This is a genomic window from Labrys sp. (in: a-proteobacteria), assembly GCF_047605565.1.
GTDB classification, from domain to species: Bacteria; Pseudomonadota; Alphaproteobacteria; order Rhizobiales; family Labraceae; genus Labrys; species Labrys neptuniae.
The window spans coordinates 396,878-421,627 of sequence record NZ_JASGFM010000001.1 but is presented as its reverse complement, the minus strand read 5'-3'; the positions used below and the strand labels follow the sequence as shown (position 1 = coordinate 421,627).

General features: G+C 63.6%; 23 protein-coding genes and 1 riboswitch. Of the genes, 9 read left to right on the top strand and 14 right to left on the bottom strand.

Annotated features, from left to right (window positions below):
* Positions 1–39: 39 nt before the first annotated feature.
* The 6 genes from QM672_RS02005 to QM672_RS01980 all read left to right on the top strand — a co-directional run bounded on the left by QM672_RS02005 (position 40) and on the right by QM672_RS01980 (position 6,126).
* Positions 40–630, top strand: coding sequence for a hypothetical protein (locus tag QM672_RS02005; protein WP_311933778.1), 591 nt, complete (start codon positions 40–42; stop codon positions 628–630).
* 92 nt (positions 631–722) lie between these two features.
* A riboswitch (glycine riboswitch) is annotated at positions 723–828 on the top strand.
* Between the two features lie 157 nt (positions 829–985).
* Positions 986–2,137: a glycine cleavage system aminomethyltransferase GcvT gene (gene gcvT, locus QM672_RS02000; RefSeq protein ID WP_415080471.1), complete on the top strand. Its 1,152-nt coding sequence runs from the start codon at positions 986–988 to the stop codon at positions 2,135–2,137.
* A gap of 247 nt (positions 2,138–2,384) precedes the next feature.
* Positions 2,385–2,756 carry a glycine cleavage system protein GcvH gene (gene gcvH / locus QM672_RS01995; RefSeq protein WP_394310420.1) on the top strand — a complete coding sequence of 124 codons (372 nt, stop codon included), beginning with the start codon at positions 2,385–2,387 and terminating at the stop codon, positions 2,754–2,756.
* Positions 2,757–2,759: 3 nt separating this feature from the next.
* Positions 2,760–4,100: an aminomethyl-transferring glycine dehydrogenase subunit GcvPA gene (gene gcvPA, locus QM672_RS01990; protein WP_311933782.1), complete on the top strand. Its 1,341-nt coding sequence runs from the start codon at positions 2,760–2,762 to the stop codon at positions 4,098–4,100.
* Positions 4,100–5,665, top strand: a complete 1,566-nt coding sequence (gene gcvPB, locus QM672_RS01985; protein ID WP_415080470.1) for an aminomethyl-transferring glycine dehydrogenase subunit GcvPB — start codon at positions 4,100–4,102, stop codon at positions 5,663–5,665. Before gcvPA ends, gcvPB begins: the two co-directional genes overlap by 1 nt.
* A gap of 59 nt (positions 5,666–5,724) precedes the next feature.
* Positions 5,725–6,126 (top strand): hypothetical protein, encoded by a 402-nt coding sequence (locus tag QM672_RS01980; protein ID WP_311933786.1) that lies wholly within the window; start codon positions 5,725–5,727, stop codon positions 6,124–6,126.
* 109 nt (positions 6,127–6,235) lie between these two features.
* Here the strand turns inward: QM672_RS01980 and QM672_RS01975 are convergent, their stop codons facing one another.
* From QM672_RS01975 to QM672_RS01925, 11 genes are all read right to left on the bottom strand, one after another.
* The gene (locus QM672_RS01975; protein WP_415080469.1) at positions 6,236–7,720 is read right to left on the bottom strand and encodes a hypothetical protein; all 1,485 of its coding nucleotides are present in this window, start codon (positions 7,718–7,720) and stop codon (positions 6,236–6,238) included.
* Positions 7,717–8,610 carry an ABC transporter ATP-binding protein gene (locus QM672_RS01970; RefSeq protein ID WP_415080468.1) on the bottom strand — a complete coding sequence of 298 codons (894 nt, stop codon included), beginning with the start codon at positions 8,608–8,610 and terminating at the stop codon, positions 7,717–7,719. Before QM672_RS01970 ends, QM672_RS01975 begins: the two co-directional genes overlap by 4 nt.
* Entirely contained in the window at positions 8,607–8,996 is a 390-nt protein-coding gene (locus QM672_RS01965; protein WP_311933793.1) for a GntR family transcriptional regulator, read from the bottom strand. Before QM672_RS01965 ends, QM672_RS01970 begins: the two co-directional genes overlap by 4 nt.
* Before the next feature lie 59 nt (positions 8,997–9,055).
* Positions 9,056–9,463, bottom strand: a complete 408-nt coding sequence (gene speD / locus QM672_RS01960) for an adenosylmethionine decarboxylase (RefSeq protein WP_311933796.1) — start codon at positions 9,461–9,463, stop codon at positions 9,056–9,058.
* Positions 9,464–9,489: 26 nt separating this feature from the next.
* Positions 9,490–11,142 carry an FAD-dependent oxidoreductase gene (locus QM672_RS01955; protein WP_415080467.1) on the bottom strand — a complete coding sequence of 551 codons (1,653 nt, stop codon included), beginning with the start codon at positions 11,140–11,142 and terminating at the stop codon, positions 9,490–9,492.
* Between the two features lie 105 nt (positions 11,143–11,247).
* Complete coding sequence (locus QM672_RS01950; protein ID WP_367624230.1) at positions 11,248–12,756, bottom strand: polyamine aminopropyltransferase; 1,509 nt, start codon at positions 12,754–12,756, stop codon at positions 11,248–11,250.
* 137 nt (positions 12,757–12,893) lie between these two features.
* Positions 12,894–13,121 (bottom strand): DUF350 domain-containing protein, encoded by a 228-nt coding sequence (locus QM672_RS01945; protein WP_311933802.1) that lies wholly within the window; start codon positions 13,119–13,121, stop codon positions 12,894–12,896.
* A 9-nt stretch (positions 13,122–13,130) separates the two neighbouring features.
* Positions 13,131–13,334 carry a hypothetical protein gene (locus QM672_RS01940; protein ID WP_311933804.1) on the bottom strand — a complete coding sequence of 68 codons (204 nt, stop codon included), beginning with the start codon at positions 13,332–13,334 and terminating at the stop codon, positions 13,131–13,133.
* Positions 13,331–14,899 (bottom strand): DUF4178 domain-containing protein, encoded by a 1,569-nt coding sequence (locus QM672_RS01935; RefSeq protein WP_415080466.1) that lies wholly within the window; start codon positions 14,897–14,899, stop codon positions 13,331–13,333. The genes QM672_RS01940 and QM672_RS01935 overlap by 4 nt, the downstream gene beginning before the upstream one ends.
* A complete protein-coding gene (locus QM672_RS01930) occupies positions 14,899–15,579 on the bottom strand; it encodes a DUF4178 domain-containing protein (RefSeq protein WP_415080465.1) in 681 nt (226 codons plus the stop codon). Before QM672_RS01930 ends, QM672_RS01935 begins: the two co-directional genes overlap by 1 nt.
* 78 nt (positions 15,580–15,657) lie before the next feature.
* Positions 15,658–16,674 carry an SPFH domain-containing protein gene (locus tag QM672_RS01925; protein ID WP_311933808.1) on the bottom strand — a complete coding sequence of 339 codons (1,017 nt, stop codon included), beginning with the start codon at positions 16,672–16,674 and terminating at the stop codon, positions 15,658–15,660.
* 455 nt (positions 16,675–17,129) lie between these two features.
* Between QM672_RS01925 and QM672_RS01920 the strand changes: the two genes are divergently transcribed.
* Complete coding sequence (locus QM672_RS01920) at positions 17,130–18,806, top strand: electron transfer flavoprotein-ubiquinone oxidoreductase (RefSeq protein ID WP_311933809.1); 1,677 nt, start codon at positions 17,130–17,132, stop codon at positions 18,804–18,806.
* A gap of 15 nt (positions 18,807–18,821) precedes the next feature.
* Positions 18,822–19,190, top strand: a complete 369-nt coding sequence (locus tag QM672_RS01915) for a hypothetical protein (protein WP_311933811.1) — start codon at positions 18,822–18,824, stop codon at positions 19,188–19,190.
* A gap of 49 nt (positions 19,191–19,239) precedes the next feature.
* Here the strand turns inward: QM672_RS01915 and QM672_RS01910 are convergent, their stop codons facing one another.
* On the bottom strand, positions 19,240–20,001 hold the full coding sequence (locus QM672_RS01910; protein WP_311933813.1) for a DeoR/GlpR family DNA-binding transcription regulator: 762 nt from the start codon (positions 19,999–20,001) through the stop codon (positions 19,240–19,242).
* 80 nt (positions 20,002–20,081) lie between these two features.
* On the opposite strand from QM672_RS01910, the gene QM672_RS01905 reads away from it, so the two are divergent.
* Positions 20,082–21,296, top strand: a complete 1,215-nt coding sequence (locus QM672_RS01905; protein ID WP_415080464.1) for an N-acetylglucosamine-6-phosphate deacetylase — start codon at positions 20,082–20,084, stop codon at positions 21,294–21,296.
* A gap of 40 nt (positions 21,297–21,336) precedes the next feature.
* On the opposite strand, the gene QM672_RS01900 is transcribed toward QM672_RS01905, so the two are convergent.
* Complete coding sequence (locus QM672_RS01900) at positions 21,337–23,154, bottom strand: tetratricopeptide repeat protein (RefSeq protein WP_415080463.1); 1,818 nt, start codon at positions 23,152–23,154, stop codon at positions 21,337–21,339.
* Between the two features lie 188 nt (positions 23,155–23,342).
* Positions 23,343–24,659, bottom strand: a complete 1,317-nt coding sequence (locus QM672_RS01895; RefSeq protein WP_415080462.1) for an MFS transporter — start codon at positions 24,657–24,659, stop codon at positions 23,343–23,345.
* Positions 24,660–24,750: the final 91 nt, after the last annotated feature.

Sequence of the window (24,750 nt, the reverse complement as noted above, 5' to 3'; positions counted from 1 at the left end):
CATGCTATAAGGACGCCGTGCATTCAGCGGAGCGTGACGATGGTTGGCAGTCAGTATGGCGTCTGGGCGGCTCGTAGCGCCCTGTTGGCAGGTGTGGTCGCCCCGGCGCTCCTTCTCGGCGGCTGCACCAGCAGCATGATTACCGGTGTCTATGGCACGCCGACGGAAACGGCGACACCCACGCAGACCGCATCCCAGGCCCCACTGCGGGTGGATTTCGACCCCGACACCGAGTGCCCGCAGATCAACATTCCCACCGGCGCGGCGGCCTACGGTCCCCCCAGTGCGCAATTCTCGATCACCAACTTCGCCCGTGAGTGCGATCTCGCCAGCGGCAATACCGTCACCATCAAGGTCGGCGTGGAGGGTCACGTCGCTTCGTCCGGCGGCGGTGGCTATTCGGCGCCAGTGCGTATCACCATCCGCGACCGCGACGAGAAGCCCGTCTACACCAAGGTGATCCGCGTCTCCGCCGCGGCAACGCCTGGCGGCGGTCCGGGCAGTTTCCGGGTGGTCGACACCTCGGCACCGATCACCATCGGCCTTGAGCAGCCGCTCAGTTCCTATGACATCGTGGTCGGTTTCGACGGCAAGGGCGGCACTGTCACCAAGAAAAAGCGCCGGGGCTGAGCCGGTCTTATATTCCTCTGATCTTTTCCCATCGCGCCTCATTCTGTTGGGTTGACGACAGGTGAGGCCAGGGATAGCTTCCCGGCATTCGGCCGATCCCCGCGGAAGAGCTCGGTCTGATTCTCTTGAGAATCACGGACCGGCGCCGAAGGAGCAACCGCCCCGGAAACTCTCAGGCACCCGGACCGCGGGGGAACGAAACTCTGGAAAGCGGCACGAATGTGCGAGCATTCGGGCTCACCGAAGGGCGTAAGTGGTTCCCCAGGGTGCGGAATCGCGAAATCTCTCAGGTAACCGCGACAGAGGGGGCACAACCGGACATCCGTCCGGCGTGCACCCTTTTGCCGGAGTACCCATGGCCGAGCCTGCCGCAAGTCCAGATCAGCAAACGCTCCTGAAGACACCCCTTCATGCCGAGCATGTCGCCCTCGGCGCGCGCATGGTACCGTTTGCCGGCTACGACATGCCGGTCCAGTACCCCACCGGAATCATCGCCGAGCACAACCACACGCGCAACGCCGCCGGCCTGTTCGACGTATCGCATATGGGGCAGGCCTATCTCATCGCCGACAGCCATGAGGCCGTCGCTGCAGCCCTGGAAACCCTGGTGCCGGCCGATATTCTCAATCTCGCCCCCGGCCGCCAGCGCTATACCCAGTTCCTGAACGACGAAGGCGGCACGCTCGACGATTTGATGGTGGCGCGCTCGACCGACCCCGCCGAAGACGGCAAGCTCGCTTTGGTGGTCAATGCCGGCTGCAAGGACGCCGATTTTGCCCTGTTGCGCGACCAGCTCGGCGACAGCGCCCAGTTGGTCGTTGCCGCGGACTACGCCCTGCTCGCGCTGCAGGGGCCTCTCGCTGCCGCCGTGCTGGCCGATCATTGCCCGGACGCTGCAGCCATGCCCTTCATGGCTTCCCATCGCTCGACCTTCGACGGCATTGCGGTCGGCCTCTCGCGCTCGGGCTATACCGGCGAGGACGGCTATGAGATCTCGGTACACAACGACAAGGCCGTTGCACTCTGGCGCACGCTCCTCGCCGACGAACGGGTCAAGCCGATCGGCCTTGGCGCCCGCGATTCACTGCGCCTGGAGGCGGGCCTGTGCCTCTATGGCCATGAGCTCGATCCGACCATCTCGCCGATCGAGGCTGGCCTGATCTGGTCGATCCAGAAGCGCCGGCGCGAACAGGGCGGCTTTCCCGGTGCGTCCCGCATCCAGCGCGAAATCGCGGAAGGCCCCGCTCGCATCCGCGTCGGTCTCAAGCCGGAGGGCCGCGCGCCCGTGCGCGAAGGCGCGGCCTTGAAGAATCAGACCGGCGAGACCATCGGCGTCGTCACCTCGGGCGGCTTCGGCCCCACCGTGGGCGGGCCCATCGCCATCGGCTACGTGCCCCCTGCTTTGTCGGCCGTAGGTACCGGCCTCACCGTCGAATTGCGCGGCAAGGACGTGCCGATCGAGGTCGTGCCGCTCCCCTTCGCCCCGCACCGTTTCCATAGATCGTAGAGGGATTTCAACGTGACCGGCTGCGCTGCCCCTCACCCGCACCCTCTCCCCGTAAGAACGGGGCGAGGGGTGTGTTGGGCGTCGCGCAAGATATCAACGGTGCAGAAGGATGAAATGCGCCAACGTCCCCTCGCCCCGCATTTGCGGGGAGTGGGTACGGGTGAGGGGCTGCGCGACGCACTCCATGCCGAATTCATCGATTTTCTTTCCTAGTTCCTGTCAATCGATCCCACCAGAGGACAGTCCTATGCCGACGATCAAATTCACCAGCGACCACGAATATGTGTCCGTCGAGGGCGACGTCGCCACGATCGGCATCACCGACTACGCCCAGTCGCAGCTCGGCGACGTGGTGTTCATCGAGCTTCCCGCCGCCGGCAAGGTGCTCAAGCAGGGCGACGAAGCCGCGGTGGTGGAATCGGTGAAGGCCGCCAGCGAGGTCTATGCGCCGGTATCCGGCGAGGTGCTGGAAGTGAACGAGGCCCTGCCCGATCAGCCTTCCACCGTGAACGAGGATCCGCTCGGCAAGGGCTGGTTCATCAAGATCAAGCTCTCCAACCCGGCCGAACTCGACGCCCTCATGGACGATGCGGCCTACAAGGCCCATATCGGAGCCTGATCCATGCGCTATCTACCCCTGACCGCCGAGGATCGCAGCGCCATGCTGGCGAAGATCGGCGTCAACGGCATCGACGATCTCTTCGCCGCCGTCCCCGCCGACAAGCTCCTGAAGGCGCCGCCGGTGCTACCGAATGCCAAGAGCGAAATGGCGGTCGAGAAGATCATGACCGCCTTCGCCTCGCGCAATGTGACGGCGTCCTCGGTGCCGTTCTTCGTCGGGGCCGGCGCCTACAAGCATCATGTGCCGGCGACCGTCGACCATCTGATCCAGCGCTCGGAATTCCTCACCTCCTACACGCCCTATCAGCCCGAGATCGCCCAGGGCACGCTGCAATATCTCTACGAATTCCAGACCCAGGTCGCGCTGCTGACCGGCATGGAAGTCGCCAATGCTTCGATGTATGACGGCTCGACCGGCACGGCCGAGGCCGTGCTGATGGCCCATCGCATCACCCGACGCTCCAAGGCGGTCCTCTCCGGCGGCCTGCATCCGCATTATACCGACGTGGTGCATACCATCTCGAAGATGGCCGGCCACCATGAGGTGGCCATGCCCGCCGATGTGGACGGCAGCGAGAATCTGATCGCCGAGATCGACGGCGAAACCTCCTGCGTGGTGGTGCAGAACCCCGACGTCTTCGGCAATCTGCGCGATCTCACCCCGATCGCACAGGCCTGCCACAAGGCCGGCGCCCTGCTGATCGCGGTGTTCACCGAGGCGGTCTCGCTCGGCCTCGTCAAGTCGCCGGGCGAAATGGGCGCCGATATCGTGGTCGGTGAAGGCCAGTCCATCGGCAATGCCCTCAATTATGGCGGGCCCTATGTCGGCCTGTTCGCCACGCGCCAGAAATATGTGCGCCAGATGCCGGGGCGCCTGTGCGGCCAGACGGTGGACGCCGAGGGCCGGCGCGGTTTCGTGCTGACGCTCTCCACGCGCGAGCAGCATATCCGCCGCGACAAGGCGACCTCGAACATCTGCACCAATTCGGGCCTGTGCGTGCTGGCCTTCACCATCCACATGGCACTGCTCGGCGAGAAGGGCCTACGCAGGCTCGCCCGCGTCAACCATGCCAATGCGGTGAAGCTGGCCGACATGCTGGCCAAGGTTGATGGTATCGAGATCATCCAGAAGAGCTTCTTCAACGAGTTCACCATCCGGGTATCAGGCAGTGCCGCCTCGCTGCTGGAGAAGCTGGCAGCCCGGGGCATCCTGGGGGGCGTGCCCTATTCGCGCCTGTCGCCCAATGCCGAGCTGAAGGATCTCCTGATCATTGCCTCCACCGAAGTGAACACCGACGAGGATCGCACCGCCCTCGTGAACGCCCTGAAGGAGCTGGTCTGATGCTGAACCGTCAGGGACGTCCCTCCTCCCCAGGAGACGGGGCGGAGGCCATCAATCCCACCTTTACCGGCAATCGCGCCCTCATCATCGAGGAAGCCTTGCTGTTCGAGATCGGTCGCATCGACGTGACCGGCGTCGACGTCGAAGAGGTCGAGGATTTCGAGCCGAGGCTCGGTGCCTTCGAACGCAAGGATCCGATCGGCCTGCGCGGCTTCGCCGAACCGGAGGCGATGCGCCATTTCGTGCGCCTGAGCCAGAAGAACTTCGGCATCGACACCGGGCTTTTCCCGCTCGGCTCCTGCACCATGAAGCACAATCCGCGCCTCAACGAGAAGGTGGCGCGGCTGCCGGGCTTTGCCGACATCCATCCGCTGCAGCCGATCTCGACCGTGCCCGGCGCTCTGGCTGTGATCGATCATCTCGCCCATTACCTCAAGACCCTCACCGGCATGCCGGCGGTGGCGATGAGCCCGAAGGCCGGCGCGCATGGCGAGCTCTGCGGCATGATGGCAATCAAGGCGGCCATCGCGGCCAGGGGCGAAGGCGAGACGCGTAAGGTCGTGCTGGTGCCCGACTCGGCCCATGGCACCAATCCGGCCACCGCGGCCCTGATCGGCTTCACGGTGGCATCGATCCCCGTGCGCGCAGACGGCACCGTCGATCCGGCCGAGATCAAGAAGGCGCTGGGGCCGCATGTCGCCGCGATCATGCTGACCAACCCCAACACCTGCGGGCTATTCGAACGGGACGTGCGCGCCATCGCCGATGTGGTGCATCAGGCCGGCGCCTATTTCTACTGCGACGGCGCCAATTTCAACGCCATCGTCGGCAAGGTCCGCCCCGGCGATCTCGGCGTCGATGCCATGCACATCAATTTGCACAAGACCTTCTCGACGCCCCACGGCGGCGGCGGGCCGGGCGCGGGACCGGTGGTGCTCTCCGACAAGCTCGCGCCCTTTGCGCCGTTCCCCTATGTCGTCAATGCCCGCGTGCTGGTCGAACGGGCCGAAGAAGTGATGAATGGCGAGACGCCCTTCGGCCGCCTCACCGCCTTCCACGGCCAGATGGGCATGTTCACACGGGCGCTGACCTACATGCTCTCGCATGGCACCGACGGCATGCGGCAGGCCTCGGAGGATGCGGTGCTCTCCGCCAACTATATCCGCGCCGGCCTGGCTGATCTGATGTCGGCCCCCTTCGGCGACCAGCCCTGCATGCACGAGGCGCTGTTCGACGACACCTGGCTCAAGGATACCGGCGTGACCACGCTCGATTTCGCCAAGGCGATGATCGACGAGGGCTATCATCCGATGACGATGTATTTCCCCCTCGTGGTGCATGGCGCCATGCTGATCGAGCCGACGGAGAGCGAATCCAAGGCCTCGCTCGACCTCTTCATCGCCACGCTGCGCGACCTTGCCCTGTCGGCCAAACGTGGCGAGACCGAGCGCTTCTCCGGTGCCCCCTACCACGCCCCGCGCCGGCGCCTGGACGAAACCCGTGCCGCCCGCCAGCCCGTGCTGCGCTGGACGCCCCCGGAGCCGATCAAGGACGCAGCGGAATAGAAAACGATCATGCCCGCCGGGCACAAGCTCGGCGGGATTTTCACATCACCGGGCAAGGCATGGGCTTCTTCCAGCTCTTCATCGACCGCCACCTCGATATCGAGACGATCCAAGGCGCCATCCGGCACTATTTCGGGCCTGAGCGGGCGATCGCCTATTTCAGGTCCAAGGACGAGATGATTGAGAGCTGGGGAGCGGGTAGCGACACGCCGCTCGACGTCCATGTCGTCGTGCGGCCCCTGAGCGAAACCTATCCGCTCTTGATCGAAGTCTGGCAGCCCGGCCCGGACTCGCTCGAAGAGGAGCGGCGCTTCGCCATCTATTTTTCGAAAGCCGCGAACTGCCGCTCGATCATCACCGACGAGGAATTGAACCCCTATAGCTGGTATTGCGTGCATCCATCGGGGACGGTCGAGACAGTCTATCTCACCGATGCCGACATGGGCGTGGAGGAGGGGTGACAGCCAAAAATATGCTCGAACGATATATACGCTTGGTCAATATGGTCTCGCCAAGAAGCGACCCGTTAATTATTCACATTTTGACAGCGGCTATTCCGCCCCACCAATGTCAATGCCTCGGTAAGAATGGATGAGGATAGTTAAAATATACACGCAAATCATCTCGTATTGTTTTGGTAATATATAACACCGCCAACATGCAAATACCTGCCATGACCGCCGTGAACGATCCTGGCATTTCCAATGCCGCCATCATAAGAAGCACAAAGGGTATCGAAACAAAATTAAGAAACGCTCCCTCATGCTTATTCGGATCCCACATGCCAAGTAATGTTTTCAGCATAATGCGAATTCTCACGGAATTATAAATAACCATTGTCGCGTTAATTACTAAAATTGAAAATATAGAATCATATTTGATTATGTCCTTGTATACAAAAGACATAACAATTACACAAATATTCATGCTTGCTATGTCCAAAATCAGAGTCTGAATGGAAGGCGAAATAGCAGCTCTCAGAAATCTGACCTTTAGCGCATATCCCGCCCCAAACCCCGGCGCCATTGCGGCCAACTCGCGATCGGCCGATACGTGATGATTGAAATTCCAAATCTTCTTGGCCTGCTCCAATGTGGTTGAATTCAACATGGCGAGAAAGAGCCATATGAGATTCGGAGGCTGTTTTATCCCCCCACCGAAGAGATACTGAAAACCTATAAGAACGCCGCCGATCAGTCCGAGGACCACCAGACGCTGCAGAAACTCCTTCATCACATGCGACCATCGAAAACCGTTTTCCAGATCCTTCCACAAAAGACAACGCAATGCCTCTGACCCTGAAATTGAATTCAACTCTGAATTATCTCCGCCGAAAACACTCGTAATTTCAGAATAAACTGTTGCGTTATTTTTACTAAATTGACGTTTATTTACAAAAATATACCCTATCGCTCGGACGACGGTATCTACTTTATGCTCGGCTGCCACTGAAGGATCGCGTTTTGAGGGCAGCAAGACGGGCCTGTAGAACCAGGCGGCCGCGGCAATGAGGCATGCTGTCAGCACCGTCACGCCCCATCCGAAGAAATGGGGAATCCTCGCGCCCCACATCGCCTCTTCTAGTCCCAACAGTATTATCGCGATGTAGAAGAAAAGCCATCCGTACCCCTGCAATCGCCCCATATTGCTGGGGTTCATTCGCAAGGCGATCAATCCTCCCATGATAACGCTGATCTGGATGGCGCATGAAACCAGTCCCTCGATCGGCGAGCGTCGGGCCAGCCCGATGATCAACGATGGCACTATGATCTGGGCTGCTGCGAAAAGAAGGAGTCCCTCGACGGCATAGCGGCCGAGGCGAGGAACGAGGAGGGCAGCCGCTACTTCCGCGCGGCGACGGGTCGCTTCCAAGGCATAGAACCAGCACGCAGCAGAACAACCGAGATAAATCAAGACGATGCGCGCAGAGGCATGATCGCCAAAGCTGAGTAATGGGGACAGGAGGAAGGTCGCCACAAACCAGAATAGGCAAGTGCATCCGAGCGTGGGGTCGCACCCCAGCGTCGATCTCAGCCAGATCTGCTCCCGCTTCATTGCGCAATCTCCACGAAGAGATCCTCGATGCCGAGCGCTCTGACACCCGCCCGGCGAGCGAAATCGGGCCAGTCTTCGGCGGGCGAGCGCCGAAGCACCAGCGAGATGGCGCCATCGGCCAGAATTCGACGATGAAGCTCTCCTACCATGGAGCTTTCCGACAGTGCATGGGACGGCACGACCACCTGGGCCACGCATTCCTTGAGATCGTCCACCGGAGCATCCAGGATGAGACGCCCTTGATGCAGGAACAAAATACGCGACGCCACACGTTCGAGATCCGACACGATATGCGTCGAGAACAGCACGGTTGTTCCGCCTTCACCGGCGCGGCCCACGATGTCGCGCAAAAGGTCCCGGCGGGCCGCGGGATCGAGCGCGGAGGCGGGCTCGTCCAAGACCAGAAGCTCTGGACGGGTGGCCAGGGCCCGCACCAGTTCGACCTGTTGACGTTCTCCCGGCGAAAGTGCCGAGAGCTTGCGATCAATCGGGATTTGGGCACGCCTCAGTTCCTCGTTCACATAGTCTCGATCCAACCTCGGATAGAGCCGAGCGATGAAGTGCATCATCTGCTTGACCGACATCCATTCGAGTGCAGTCGGGGTCTGTGAAACATAGGCCAGACGTGCCTTGACATCGTCGCCCATCGTCAGTGCCGCTTCGCCGAGGACCCAGGACATGCCGGCCTCGACCTCGATCAGGCCAAGCAAGGCCCGGATCAGCGTCGACTTGCCGGCGCCGTTTCGCCCGACGAGCCCGACGATCTCGCCGGGCTCTATGCGCAGGCCGACATTGCTAAGGGCCTGCTGCGTACCGTAGAACTTGCTCAGCCCGGCCGCTCGTATCGGCGTCGCTGCCGGGATCGACTGTATCGACGCAAAACCCGTCATTCCTTCCCCTCCAGCAAGGCAGCGAGCCGGCGCAAGATGACGTCGCCGGGCAATTCTAGTTCGCGCGCCTGACGCGCCATTTCCACAAGATGAGGTTCGATCAGCCCCAGGCGTTGATCGAGCGAGGCGGCACGCCGGGACGACGACGCGACGATCATGCCGCGCCCCTGCAGGCGCTCGAGATGCCCTTCGGTTTCCAGCAGTGAATAGGCACGCGACACCGTCATCGGATTGATGGCGTGAAAGGCCGCGACGTCCCGGACGGAGGGTAACGACGCGCCCTTCTGCAGTTGGCCGCTCACGATCATCCGGCGCAACTGACCGGCGATCTGCCGATAGATCGGCTCGGCGGCACCGGGCAATATGGTGAGGTCGGAAGCGTCCATGTGTATCAATATAGCAATACACTTGCGGCATGCAATCGCCATGAAAAGGAACGGTAGCCTCAGCCCCTGTTGTGCTCGCTCACCTTCACCCGCCTCGGCGCGAAATGAGCTTCCAGTACCGGCAGGGCCCGGCGGGGATCGCAGCGCCCGCACATGAAGATGTCGAGGGCGGCATAGCCTGTCTCGGGCCAGGTGTGGATGCTGATATGGGATTCGGCGAGCAAAGCGACGCCGGTGAGGCCGCCGGTGTCGCCGAAACCGTGCAGCTTGACACCGAGCACCGTGGCGCCGCAGGCGGCCGCGGCCTCGCGCAAGGTATGCTCGATGCCCGCGGCATCGGTGAGGCCCCGGCAGTCCCAGAAATCGATGAGCAGATGCAGGCCGGGGGCAAAGGCCTGGGCCTGGGCGGAGGCCCCATCTATCAGCGGAGCCGGCTCGGCTCCCGAGATTTGTGCTTGCGCTGCCAATGGCTTTCCCTGATCTGCCCGCGCCATCACAGCACCGTTTCGAAAGGATGGCCACTATAGGCCATGGCCTTCTCCGCCGCACGCACGCCATGCGTATAGGCTTCCTCGAAGATGGAAACGCCGCTCATGTCGGAATGGGCGGTGAAGATGGGCGGCCGCTGCTGCAGCCCGGCCCGCCGCTGGCCGCCCCAGATGAAGCCCGGCACCGGCCGGATCATGGCATGGCCCCAGACCCAGACATCGGCCCGCTCGACATGGCCTTCGAGTTCGGGATGCACGGCCAGGAGTTCCTTCAGGAAGGTCGCCTGCCATTCTTCCAGGGAGCGGGCGAGCGCCTCGCGGCGGGCGTCCTCGGGCGGCAGGTGGCTGATCGGCCAATAATAGGTCAGCACCGTCCTGGTCGGGCGCATCTGCGTGATCTGGTGGGTGGCGACGACATAGCCGAGCAAGGGGCTGTCGAAGACGACATTGTCCCAGCTCAGATTGGCGCCGGTGCCGCCGGGCAGGCGGCTCAGCGTGATGTTGGCGACGGCCCAGGGCGCGTAGGAGAAACCGGCGGCAAGGTTCTGGTCGCGCAGCAGCCGCGCCGTGACGAAATGCGGCGTCGCCAGGATGGCCGCCTTCGCCTCGATGCGGAGGGCCTTGTCTTCAGCCGCGTCCCAGACGTCGACGGCCACCCCATTGCCTTTCGCTTCGACGGCATGGGCGAGCGAACGCGTCCTTATGCGCGGGCCGAGCGCATCGGCGAGGCGGCGCGCCAGATAGCCATTGCCCTCCGGCCAGGTCACCAGGCCCTGGTCCTCGGCATCGGCGCCACGGCCATTGCGGGCAGCGAAATAATGGATGCCGGCCCAGGCCGAGACATCGCGCGAGCGCGTGCCGTAGTCGTCGCGGCAGCAATAGTCGACATACCAGGCCAGGGACGGCGAGCGATAACCCTCCCACTCCATCCAGGCCGCCATGGTGAGGCCATCGAGCGCCATCAGATCGGCGTCCTGCGAGCTCAGGTCGAGCGGAATGGCGAAGGCGCGCCGGCCGTCGCTGCCAATGCGCTGGCGAAACGCCTTCATCGCCGCAAAGAAACGCTTGCCGTCGGCCTCCTCGTCGGCATCGAGGCCGATGGCAGGCATCAGGCCTTCCTGCCAGCGTCCATAGCGATAGAGCCGCTCCGAAGGATCCGCACAGAGGGCGTATTCGTCATAGATGGCCGTGCCCTTGGCGTCGTAGCCGGTGATGATGCCGAAATCCTGGAACAGCGCCCTGACCGCCCTGGCCTCCTCGGTGAGCAGCGGCACGTAGTGGGCGCCCCAGGGAAAGGCACAGACCTCGTTGCGGCCGCTGGCGGCATTGCCGCCGGGAGCAGCCTCGAGGTCGAGCAGCAGGAAATCGTCATAGCCCGCCTTGGCGAGACGATAGCCCGCGCCGAGGCCCGCTATGCCGCCACCGACGACGAGGATGCCGGTTTTCAGCGTCTCTCCCGGCGCCGGGAAGCCGCCGCTCCGCAGCCTGTGACCGATGCGGGAAGACGCGCCCACCAGATCCCCGGGCACGGAACCGCCCTCGCCGCCGCCCGGCACCCCCTTGCCCGCCAGCAAGTCTCCGCCCACCAGCCCGGCGCCGGCCAGGCCGAGCGAGGCGGCCCCCAAAGCGAGGAATTGCTTGCGGCTGATCCGGGTCATGGCAGCGCCATGGTGTGCCGGTCTTCAGACCGGCATGGAACCACTGCCAGGATACCGGTCCCGCCCCATCCCTCGATGGGGCTGAGAAGACTGGCACACCATATCTCAATAAATGAGGTAATTGCCCCACTCCTCGTCGAAATAGCGCACCAGCGGCTGGTCATCGAGGCGCTGGATGGCGGTGGCGACATGGGCCATGTCGGGCGGGAACTGGAACATCGCCTGCATGGTCGGCAGATCAAGGAAGCGCAGCCCCTCAGGCAGGCGGTCCGGCGGGCGATAGGGTGAGAAGGAGCCGATGATGAAGCCCCATTCCCCGAAGGACGGCACGAAGAGGTGATAGGCCGCGGTCTGGAAGCCGGCCGCTGCCAGCGTGTTGTTGACGCACCAGAAGGATTTGCGCGCGACCAGAGGCGAGGTGCTCTGGATCACCACCAGGCCGTCCTGGTTCACCGCCGACTTCAGGAGGCGGTAGAAGGTGAGCGAATAGAGCTTGCCGATCGAGAAATTGGACGGATCGGGCAGGTCGATGATCACGGCGTCGAAGCGCATCTCGGCAGGCTTCTGTTCACGCAGCCAGAGGAAGGCGTCGGCGTTGATGAGGGTCAGCTTGGGCGAGGACAACGAGCCGCCATTGAGACCCGTCATCATCTCGTTGTGCGAGAACAGGCGCGTCACGGCCGGATCGAGATCGACCATGGTGACCGCTTCGACCGCCGGGTATTTCAGGACCTCCCGCAGGGCCAGCCCGTCGCCGCCGCCGATGATCAGCACCCTGCGCGGGGCCTTGAGGGCGCTCATCACCGGATGCACCAGGGCCTCGTGGTAGCGATATTCGTCGAGCGAGGAGAATTGCAGGTTCGAATTGAGGAAGAGGCGGATGTCGCGCTGCTGGCGCGTGACCACGATGCGCTGATAGGGCGTGGATTCGGCGTAAACAACCGTGCCCGGATAGGCGCTCGCCTCCGCAATCGACTGGATGCGCTCGGACCAGACGAAGCCGGCACCGAGCGCGGCCAGGACCACGAAGGCGGCGGCCTTGTGCGCGCCGCGGCGGAGGATGGGCGCCTTGATGGCGTAGAGCACCCAGATCGCCACCAGCGTATTGAGGATGCCGAACAGGAAGGCCGAGCGGATCAGGCCGAGATAGGGCACCAGCACCAGCGGAAACAGCAGGGAGGCGAAGAGCGCACCGATATAGTCGAAGGTGAAGACCTTGGAGACCAGGTCCTTGAAGGCAAGCCGTCCTTCCAGGATGCGCAGCAGCAGCGGGATTTCGATGCCGACCAGGATGCCGATGACCCCGACCAGGGAGTAGAGCCAGAGGCGGAAGGAGGCGACATGGTCGAACAGGATGAAGAGGGCAGCGGCCGAACTGCCGCCGACCGCCCCGACCAGCAGCTCGATGCGGACGAAATGGCCGAGAAGGTCGCGCTCGAGATAGCGTGACAGCCAGGAGCCCACGCCCATGGCGAAGAGATAGGTGCCGATGATGGTGGAGAACTGCGTGACGGAATCGCCAAGGAGATAGCTCGCCAGCGTGCCGGCGATCAGCTCGTAGATCAGCCCGCAGGTCGCGATCACGAAGGCGGAGAAGAGCAGCAGGATTTCCACGTACGCGCCTTACACCAATCTGCGTTGAGACTGCTTCTTCCTCGGACCGCAGGCGTCTCGCCTGCTCTTCCTATCGGCCTGTCGCGACGCTTCCAAGAGCAGGCGAGACGCCTGCGGTCCCAGGAGAATCGACGCCCTCAGCCATGGATGGCCGAGGCGATGATGATTGCGATGCCGAGCGCCACCGCACCCAGGAAGATCGCCATCGCGGTGTTGCGTTTCTCGCATAATTCCTTCCACACCTGCACCTTCGGGGTCAGCAGGTCGAGCAGCCAGAAGGCGATGACGAAGACGATGAGGCCGATGCCGGAATAGACCAGCGAGGCCACCACATATTTCAGTTCGATCAGGCCAGAGACATCCATGAAAGCCCCCTATTTATGATATGAATAGCCGCCACCGCCGGAGCTTCTGCCGCCGCCGAACCAGCCGAAGGAGCCGCCATCGTCGCTGCTCCTGATGCCGCGACTGGTGGTCTGCTTGGCGTGCCACATATTGGCCAGCGAATAACCGCCGAAATTGCCGAGGGCCATGCCGAACACGACGGCCCCGGCGAAGATCATCTGAATCCTGCTCACGTGTCCTCGCTGCTGGAACTGCTGCTGGAATCGTCGCTCGATGAGGAACCACCGCTGTCGTCGTCATCGTCGCTGCTCGACGACCACCAATTGTCGGTCCCGGAATCGGAGCTGCTGCTGCCGGCGGCGGCAACGAAACCGCCCGCCGCCAGGTTGCCGGACACCGATGGCGCTTCCTCGTCGATGCCGCCCTGCTCCCAGCGCGACTGCTCGAAGCGCCGGTCGCGGAAGAAGCCGAAGCCGGCGCCGAGAGCCAGGAGGCCGACGGCACCGAGATAGTTCGACCAGATCGGCACGGCGTGCCGGACCGTGACGGTGAATGTCTCCGAAGGCAGAGGATTGGCGGGCGCAGGGGCAATGGTGGGCTGCGAGGAGGGGAAGCTGCCGCCCTGGCCATTGTTGCGCAACCAGGTCTGCAGGTAATCCTCGCGCGCCACCATCGGCACGGTCTCCGCCACCTTGGTGAACAGGCCGGCATTGGTGTCGATCAGCAATTTGTAGGTGCCTGCCGGCACCGGCGACAGCAATTCGCTGGTGCGCTCGGTGACCCGCCCGCTGCTGTAGTTCTCCAGCCCCTGGGAGGCATGATAGCTCCTGTTGGTCTCGACATTGACCAGGGCGACGTCGAGCTCCAGCCAATCGTCTTTCAGTTCGGCGCTGGTCTCGAACTCGACATTACCCCGGCCGTCCAGGCGGAAAGGTTCGGAGGCGAAGGTCTTACCCTTGTCGGCGGAGGTCAGGGTGAAGGTCTGCGAGGCGACCTGACGCCCGGGCGAGAGGGCGAGCGAGCCGAACTGCAACAAGGTCGCCACTCCGAGCGCTGCGAGCGGCACCCTCAGCCAGCGCCGGTGCGGGTTGGGCTGGTTGACGCCGGGCCCGTCGCGCTCGTCCGCGAGCGGCAGCTTGAAGGCCTCGGCCACCAGGCTGGGTTCGAGATAGACGCCTTCAGAGACGATGATCTCCTCGTCATTGCTCTCGACCATCAGCCGGTGAGGCGAGGCGATATAATCAGCCGTCTCGGTGACGTCCGCCGTGGAAGCACGCCAATAGAATTCGCCGGCGACATATTTGGTGAGCGCCTGTCCCTTGCTGAAGAAGGCATAGCGCCGCCCCTCGACCGTAAGGTCGATGGTATTGCCCGCGCCCGGCACGTCGCGGGTAAGCATCTTCACCAGCGTCCAGTGGCCCTGCTCCCGGACCAGGAAACGATAGCCCCGATAGGGGTTGAACAAGAGATATTCGATCCATTCGTAATATCCCGTGCGATCGCTCCGGCGCATATAGCCGACGACCTCCCACTCGACGTCCTGCAGCCGCCCGCGGGAACCGATGGGAACCTCCGAGGGCTCGAGCGCCGCCTGGGCCTTCTGGATGATGCGCAGATTCTCGTCGGCGACGTCGATCAGCGAGGAACACTGGCTGCAGGTGGCGCTGATCGACTGGCCGACGGCGCGCAAGGTCACCGCCCCACCGCAATTGGGGCAGGCAAAGGTTCGTGGCCGGCCGGGCGGCCTTGGCGCGGGTACGGCCGGCGATGGTGCTGGCGGCGCGAGAGGCTCGTCCATCACCAGCCCTCCAGCGGCCTGAGATTGGAGAAGCGCAAGGCGTCCCATTCGAGATAACGGCCGAGATAGGCACTTGCCTCCTTGCCGTCATGTTCGAGCGTGGCGAATTCGCCATCGGCACCGACGCAATCGATCGACACGGTACGTCGCCCTTTGGGTGCGGCGAAAGGCAGTTCGCCTTCCGAGCCCAGGCAGGTCGCCAGCTTGATGTCGACCGCCCTGAGCTGGACGCCATTTATCGTTACCGAGAAACCCGGCCTGATGCCGGCGGCACCGGTCTCGTTCCCCTCCAGCAGCGGCCGGCAGCGCTCCAGCGCCTCGCGCACGCCGCCCCAGGAGTTCTCCTCCGCCTCCAGGCTCACCGAGAAGAACCCCTGAGCCTCGCCGATCCAGCCTTCCCGGCCGTCATCCATCAGCATGTGCCATTCGTTCCACAGCCCGTCGCTCCAGCCGATCTTCAGGCGCCCGATGACGGTGAAGGACTGGCCGTCGAACACACCGCCGGTGCCGAGCTGGAGGGGGCTCATGTCGTCGGGCAGCGCCGCCATCACCCCGAGCGAGGTCACGTCGACATCGGTGCGCACCACCATGGACTGGCAATAGGCACAGACGGCATAGACCGACTGCGCCGACCGGAACACGACATCCGCTCCGCAGGAAGGGCAGGCGAATTTACGCATTGGGCCTCGTATGGATCACGGGATTGACCGGCCTGTTCGGCCAAGCAGAGTTTCGCGGCGAGCAGGGCGAAGTCCGGTCTATTTGATCCGGGATAGCAGTTCGGCCTTCTTGGCGTCGAATTCCTGCTGGGTAAGGATGCCCTTGGCCAGCAGCCCGCCGAGTTTTTCGAGGAGCTGGATCGGATCCTCCGCCGGCTGCGGGGGCGCTGCCGGCGCCGAGGGAGCCTGCGCCGGCGCCGCATTGGCAAAGCCCTGTGCCATGGCCTGGCCGATTGCCATGCCGGCGCCGAGCCCTGCCCCTGCTCCTGCCAGGCCGCCCGGATTCTCGGCGGCAAGCGGGATGGATTCGGCCGTCTGGAACTGGGCGTAGCGATTGAGATCGCCCAGCATGTTCATGGAACTGGCCTTGTCGAGGATACGCTGGAGTTCCTCCGGCAGCGACAGGCTCTGGACGTAGAAGCTCTTGACGTCGATGCCATAGTCACGCAGCGCCGGGCGGATGGCTTCCGCCAGCTTCTGGGAGAAAGCCTCCTGGTTGGCGGCCATGTCGATGAAGGCGACATTGCTCTGGCCGAGCGTCGAGGCGATGGCCGTGAGCACGGCACCGCGAAGCTGCCCCTCGATCATCTCGGAGGTGCAGCGCTCGGCCGTACCGACCAGCCGCGACCAGAACGCGCCGACATCGCCGATCGCATAGGAATAATTCCCGAAGGCGCGGATGCGGATCGGGCCATATTCCTTGTCGCGGATGGTGAGGGGCTGGGTGGTGCCCCATTTGCGGTCGATCTGGTCCTTGGTGTCGAAGAAATAGACGTCCGACTTGAAGGGCGATTCGAAGAACTTGTCCCAGTTCTTCAGATAGGTCAGCACCGGCAGGGTCTGGGTGGTGAGCGTATAGGTGCCGGGGCCGAAAATGTCGGCGATCTTGCCTTCGTTGAAGAAGGCCGCCTTCTGCGTCTCGCGCACCACGAGCTGGGCGCCGTTCTGGATTTCCATGCCGGACATCGGGAAGCGGTAGGCCAACAGGCCCGGCTCCTCGGCCGTCCACTGGATGACATCGATAAATTGCTTGGAGATGAAGTCCAGAATGCCCATGCCCGTATGCTCCATACCGACGGATCGCAAGCCGCACACAGCCTACTCTACCTAGCACGCGTGGCAATGGGAAAGGGTAACCCAAGAGACAGCATCATCTGCATCAGTATAGAGCCGCAGAACCGGCCTTCTTGGAGAACGGCGAAACCCCTCCATGCCTTTTGCGGGAGAATATGACAATCAGTGACGGATCAAGGGCATCGTTGCGATCGATATCGTCTTTTCGTGTGCTGCCGGCCATGCTGGCGAAATGTCGCCCCCCGCAATGGGAGAAGATGCCGTGATCCCGAACCCTGCTGCCCGCGAATGGAACCGACGGCCCTGCCCAACGTGACATTAACGCACCAATTGGTTACTTAGTTTGGGAAACCGTCACGGCATTGTTTGCACCCATTCCAAAAACGTGAAAAAAGCACGATCACTCCAAGCTCTTTCAAACCACCGGAGACTACTCGATGACCGACAGTGCCGATCTCGGCCCCCGCGAGGCGATGGAATATGATGTCGTCGTGGTCGGCGCCGGACCTGCCGGTCTGGCGGCCGCGATCCATCTCAAGCAGCTCAATCCCGAAACCAGCGTGGTGGTGGTGGAGAAGGGCTCGGAGGTCGGCGCCCATATCCTCTCCGGCGCGGTGATCGATCCGGTCGGCCTCGACAAGCTGCTGCCCGAATGGCGCGAGGCGGAGGACCGCCCGCTGGTGACCGAGGTCACCGAGGACCAGTTCTATTATCTCGGCCCGTCCGGCGCCCTGCGCCTGCCCAATTTCGGCATGCCCAAGCTGATGTCGAACCACGGCAATTTCGTCGGCTCGCTCGGCAATGTCTGCCGCTGGCTGGCAGTCCAGGCCGAAGCGCTCGGTGTCGAGATCTATCCGGGCTTTGCCGCCGCCGAAGTGCTCTATGACGACAAGGGCGCGGTGATGGGCATCGCCACCGGCGACATGGGCATCGGCCGCGACGGCCAGCCCAAATCCGGCTTTACCCGCGGCATGGAACTGCACGGCAAATACACCCTCTTCGCCGAGGGGGCCCGCGGCAGCCTGACCAAGACGCTGATCGCCAAGTACAATCTGGCCGATGGCCGCGAACCCCAGAAATTCGGCATCGGCATCAAGGAACTCTGGCAGATCGATCCGGCCAAGCACGTGCCGGGCCGGGTGCAGCATTCCTTCGGCTGGCCGCTGGATTCGAAGACGGGCGGCGGCTCCTTCCTCTATCACCTCGAAAACAACCAGGTGGTGGTGGGCTTCGTCATCCACCTCAACTACACCAACCCCTATCTCTCCCCGTTCGACGAGTTCCAGCGCTTCAAGCACCATCCGCTGATCGCCCCGACCTTCGAGGGCGGCAAGCGGATCGCCTATGGCGCGCGCGCCATCACCGAGGGCGGCTACCAGTCGGTGCCCAAGCTCTCCTTCCCCGGTGGCGCCCTGATCGGTTGCGCAGCCGGCTTCGTCAACGTGCCGCGCATCAAGGGCAGCCACAATGCCGTGTTGTCGGGCATGCTGGCGGCCGAGCACCTTTCCAAGGCGCTGGCCGAGGGCCGTTCGCATGACGAGCCCGCCTCCTATGAGGCTGCCTGGCGCTCCAGCGAGATCGGCCGCGACCTCTACAAGGTGCGCAACGTCAAGCCGCTATGGTCCAAGCTCGGCACCTTCGCCGGCGTGATCCTCGGCGGCATCGACATGCATCTCAACGAGAAGCTCGGCTTCTCCCTGTTCGGCACCCTCAAACATGGCAAGCCCGACTATGCCACCCTGAAGCCGATCGCCGAGAGCAAGCCGATCGACTATCCCAAGCCGGACGGCAAGCTCTCCTTCGACAAGCTTTCCTCGGTGTTCCTGTCCTCGACCAATCACGAGGAGGACCAGCCGATCCATCTCACGTTGAAGGATCCCAAGGTCCCGATCGAAAAGAACCTGCCGCTCTATGGCGAACCGGCCCGGCTCTATTGCCCGGCGGGTGTCTATGAAGTGGTCTATGGCGACGAGGCGGCCAAAAAGGATCCGCGCTTCGTGATCAACGCGCAGAACTGCGTGCACTGCAAGACCTGCGACATCAAGGATCCGGCCCAGAACATCAACTGGGTGACGCCGGAGGGCGGCGGCGGCCCGAACTATCCGAACATGTAAGCGGAGCGTCTACGGGTGAAGGCGCTTCTTTACGCCAGCCTCGGGGTCGTTCTCCTGGGCGTCGGCCTCTATCTGCAGTTCGGCACGGCCGGGGTTTCTCCGGCCGACAGGCTGCGTTGCGAGCAGGCGATCGAGAAGGTCTATGGCGACAGCGACGAGGCCAAATATACGCTCCTGCCCAAATGCAACGAGCCCGGCATGGTCGCCATGATGGATACGAGGATCGGCGGCGCCGGCGCCGAGCAGGCCGCCCAGGCGATTGCGTCCGCCAATCGCAGCGATCTCGTCGGCATCCTCATCAATTGCGCCCTGATCGGTGCCGGTATCGGTGCCCTGGGTGCGGCGGCCGCAGCCTTCCGCCAGTCGAAAAAGCAGGCCGCCTGACGGAGGAAAAATGGGGGCGGGTCTTTAGACCCCGCCCACGAGTACCGCCTCACGCATAGAGCGCCTTCACGGCCGTCTTCTCCAGCAGGTCCCGGGTGCGGGGCGTATCTTCGGTGACGAGCGTATCGATCGCCGACAGCGCAGCGAAATGGTGTGCTGCCGCAGAACCGAACTTATCCGGGGTCGCCACCGCGACGATCTCGGCAGTGGCCTTGATCATCGCGGCCTTGATCGCAGCCTCGTCATAGCCGGCGGTAGTCAACCCGAATTCCTCATGAATGCCATGCACGCCGATGAAGCACAGATCGGCGTTGATGGCGTAAAGCTGGTCGAGCACGCGCGCACCCAGGACCATCTGGCTGCGCTTGTCGAAGACGCCGCCGAGCAGGATGACCTCCAGATGCGGATGCTCGGTCGTGGCCGTCGCCACCAGTGGACTGTTGGTGACGATGGTCGCCCTCAGATCGCGCGGCAGCTGTCTGGCCACTTCGAGATTGGTGGTGCCGCCGTCGATGAGGACCACCTGATCCGGCAGCACGAGCCCAGCCGCCGCCCGGGCCAGGCGCGTCTTCAAGGCCGCCGCGATCTTGTAGCGCCCCTGGAAGGGCAAGCCTCCCGGCGAGACCGGCAGGGCAGCGCCGTGGACGCGCTTGATCAGGCCTTCGGCCGCCATGTCACGGAAATCGCGCCGAATGGTGTCCTCGGATACCTCGAAATGCGCCGAGACCTCCTGCGTCGACAGCCTGCCCTTGGCCTCCAACTGCGACAGGACGAAAGCCCGCCGTTCGTCAGGCGTGGATTCGATCGGCATGACGATTCCTCAATTGCACGTTTATGACGATATCGGTAGATACATGAACACCTATCACAGCACCAGCCGATGGATCCAGCATGAAAGAGCTCCTCCTGAAGGGGAATGTCATCCTCGAAGACGCCATTCACGAAGACGCCGTCATCCGCTGCGTGGACGGCCGGATCGCCACGATCGAGCCTCATGCTCGCGAGCATGAAGGCAAAGGACTGCTTGATTTCAGCGGCCGCTACCTGTCGCCGGGTTTCGTCGACATCCACGTGCATGGCGGCGCCGGCGCCGACTATATGGACGGCACGGTGGAAGCCGTGCGGCGGACCAATATCGCCCATGCCCGGCACGGCACGACCTCGATCTTTCCGACCACGACGACGGGATCCTTTGCCCAGCTCGATGCGATGGTGAAAGCGTGCGAAAACGTGCAGGCCTCGTGGACGCCCGCGGACGGCGCCCGCATAGCCGGCATCCACTTCTACGGCCCCTATTTCGCGGCGGACAAGGTCGGCATCCACGCACCGGAAGGCCGGCGCGATCCGGTGCGGGAGGAATACGAATATTTCCTCGGCCGAGAAATCATCAAGATCGCCACCTGCGCCTCCGAATTGCCCGGCGCCCTGGATTTCTTCGATCATGCCCGCGAACGGGACTGCTTCATCACCTGCGGCCATTCCAACGCCTGCTGGGATGAACTCGAGGCGGCTTTCACGCATGGCATGCGCCATGTCGACCATTTCTGGTGTGCCATGAGCTCGGTCGCCTCCCTGCGCAAGCGCTTCGGCACGCCGATGCAGGCCGGCATGGAGCAGTATGTCCTCGCCAACCCGGCGATGAGCACCGAGGTGATCGCCGACGGCATCCACCTCTCGGACGATCTCCTGCGCTTCGCCTTCCGCCTGATCGGGCCTCGGCGCTGCTGTCTCGTCACCGATGCGAACCGCGCCATGGACATGCCGCCGGGCCAATACCGCTTCGGATCGCAGGCAGACGGCAGCTGGGTCTGGAGCGACGGCCATTCCGTCCGGGGCGATGACGGCAGCCTGGCGAGCTCGATGCATGGCATGGACCGGATGGTGAAGACCATGGCGAAGGCCATCGGCCAGGATCTGCCGGCCATCATCCGCATGGCCTCGCTGACGCCGGCCGAGCTTACCGGCATTGCCGGCGAGGTCGGCAGCCTGACGCCGGGCAAGCGTGCCGACATCGTGGTTCTCGATGAGAATTTCGAGGTCGAACGCGTCTTCATCGGTGGCGAGCCCCTGCCCGTCGCCGATGCGAGGCCCGATCAGGCGGCCTGAGCACCAACCGCCCTCGCCCCGCAGCAGGCCGCGGGCGGAGTCACGGCGTTGCCGATGATGGCGGGTTCTGCGCGCTGGTGAAGATGAAATCCTCGGGTGGCAGCGAGCCGTAGACGAAGGGCTCCTGCCGGTTTGCGGTGCGCGACATCACATCGCTGGTCACGAAGCGGAACACCTTGTTGATCTCCAGCCCCGGTTCCACCACCCGCCTGGCAAAGGCTTCGGCAAAGGCGCTGTGCTGGCTGTCGCCATCCTCGGCCACCGTGCCCTCCTTGGCCGAATAGACCACCAGCGTCGCTCCCGACGGCTCGACCCGCGAAAGGCCGCGCCCCACCGAGCGGGTTGCGGCCGTCATCGCCATCTGCGCGGCAAAGGGATTGTTGCGGCAGGCATCCAGCAGCACCAGCTTCAGACGGCGCGCGCCGCTCAACGCCGACAGGACGCGCTGCAGGCTGACGGTTTCATCAGGGACATCGCGATCGGACTGCAACCTTGCATCGACGGGAATGAGGTAGTTCTGCCCCGTCAGCTCCATGCCGTGGCCGGCATAATAGAGGATGGCCCAGTCGGCGGCGTCCGCCTTGGCGGAAAAGGAGCGCAGGGCCTCGACCAGGCCGGCGCGACCGAGATCGTAGGCGACCGTGACGTCCTGCACGCCGGCCGTTCGCAGGGCCGCGGCGACGAGGTCGGCGTCGCGCCTGGGATTGGGCAATTGCGACACGGTCGCATAGCGTGAATTGCCGATGACCAGCGCAACCCGCCGCGATCCTTCGGCAGCGGCCTTCTGGGAGGCGGCGGGCGCATCCTTCTTGCCGGCTTCGGCCTGCTGCACCGCCTTCGAGGCACGAAACACCGTCACATAGCGCTGGACATTGGGCAGGTTCGGATTGATCGAGAAGGCCATTTCCATGTCGGAGAGGCCGGCTTCCCGCTCCTCGAGGCGCCAATGCGCCAGTCCGCGATTGAGATAGGCCTCGGCATAGTCACGCCGCGCCGCGATGGCCGTGTCGCAATCCGCCAGGGCCTCCCGCAACGCGCCCTTGGCCAGATAGAGCGCGCAACGGCCCGAATGGAACTCCGCCATGCCGGGATTCAGGGCGATCGCCCTGCTGACATCGGCAATGGCCTCGTCGATCTCGCCTTTGGCGTAGTGCAGATTCGCCCGGTTGTTATAGGCATTGAAATTGCCGCCATCGGCCGCGATCGCCTTGTCGAAATCGGCCATGGCAAGGTCGTAGCGCTTGAGGTTGACATAGGAATTGGCGCGATTGCTGTAGACCAGCGAGACCCCCTGCTTCAGCGCGATCGCCTTGGTATAGTCGGCGACGGCCTTGTCGTGGCGGCCGAGCCGCTGCTGCAGATTGCCTCGATTGGCAAAAGCAGGCCCCATACGCGGATCGAGATCGACGGCACGCGAATAGTCGACAATGGCATTTTCGATATCGTCCTGCTCCGAGCGGGAATTGGCGCGGTAGAAATAGACTTCCGCCGATCCCGGCTTGATGGCGATGGCCTTGTCGTAATCGTCGATCGCCGCATTGTGGTCGCCGAGCTCGGCATAGCTGAGGCCACGGAAGACATAGGCCAGATAACTCTTGTCGTTATGCCGGATCGAGGCGCCGAGATCGTTGATCGCCAGGCCATACTGCTTCTTCCTGTAATAGGCCCGCCCGCGCTGCAGATAGGCGGTGGCCTGGCTGCCGGGCGTCACCGCAATGCGGTTGATGGCGGTGGTGCAGGCCGGAATGGCGATGGCCGGGTCATCCGAAGCGCAGCCGCCTTTCGGAGCCCCCGCCGCCGGCACGGCCAGCCACAGGGACATCGCCGCAGCCACGGTCATCAGGCGATATGCGTTCATGATCCCGCTCCCCGGCGCCCCCGGCTCGATCTGCCGTCGACATGGCGACGGCAAAACCGCTCGCCTCATGTCCATATCGTGCCGAACATGGCCGTCAATCGAGCACGGGTCGACACCTTTGTTTGCCTGACGCTGTCTCGCGCATCCGGCCTCGAGGCAGGCGTGCTTGCGAACCGACGGCTCCCCCATCAACCTCCAGAGCGCATCAGCCGCACCGCGCATGCGATGGCGAGTACGATCAGCACCAGCGTGAAGCCGACCACGGCCGGCCACCCCCCGACGGTCCAGAACCAGCCGCCGCTCGAGCCCACGATGCTGGCGCCGAGATAATAAGCGAGCATGTAGAGCGAGGCGGCATGGCCTTTGCTCGCACCGCCCAGCCGGCCGACCCAGCCGCTCGCCACCGCATGGCAGGCGAACTGGCCCGCCGTCAGCACGGCGATGCCGGCGATGATGCCGGCGAGGCTCGAGGAGAGCGTGAGGCCGATACCGGCAACCATGGTCAGGAGACCGGCGATCAGCACCGGCGCCCGCCCCAACCGGTCGGCCGCCATGCCGCCGAGCGAGGAAGAGACGGTGCCGAACAGATAGACGGTGAAGATCAGGCCTGTCTGCGTCGGGCTGAGGTCGAAGGGCGGCGCCATCAGTCGGAAGCCGGCATAGTTGTAGACGGTCACGAAACTGCCGAAGCCGCAAAAGGCGATGGCGAACAAGAGCGGCTTCGCCAGCACAACGCCGGGCCTCTCCCGGCCGAAATGCGAAGCCCATGCCCTGAGGTGATAGCGAAGATCGAAACCCTTGCGCGGCGTGAAATGCCGCGAGGGCGGCAGGAGCAGGACGAAGCCGAGGGCCAGGACGAGGCCACCGAGACCGACGATCGCCAGGGCAAGGCGCCAGGTCAGGAATTCAGCGAGGATGCCGGTCAGCACCCGGCCCGCCATGCCGCCGAGCGCCGTGCCGGCGATATAGAGCCCCATGGCAAAACCCAGGCCATTGGGCTCGATCTCCTCGGCCAGATAGGCGATGGCGATGGCCGGTACACCGCCAATGGCCAACCCTTCAACGGCACGCAAGGCGAGGATGGCATGCCATCCCGGCGTGACAGCCACGGCAAGATTGAGCAGGCTGGCAAGACCGATTGAAGCGAACATCAGTTCGCGCCGACCGAATCGCTCCGAAACAGCGGCGGCCGCAAAGATTGCAAAGGCGAGCGCGCCGGTGGTCAGCGAGAGAGCGAACGAACTCTGCGCCGCACCGACATGGAATTCCTCGGCCAGCAACGGCAGCAAGGGCTGCACGCAATAGATCAGCGAGAACGTACCGAAACCGGCGAGGAAGAGAGCGAGACTGATCTTACGGTAGGCAGCCGACCCGCGAGCGACATGGGGCACGGGGGGCGCATAGGCGGCGGGAGCGGACATCACCAAGGGGTCGTATCCCAGCGTCAGCTTGTCAAGCACCGATCCCGGGCCATTCCGGGAGGAGCGATCGATACCTGCCGGCACCGGTGCTATCCAGGGTTGCTGCCCGGCGGCGACCGACCGGAGATGGGCCAAACGGCCCGGCAAAATCGGCAGATTAGCGCGGAGGGTGGGT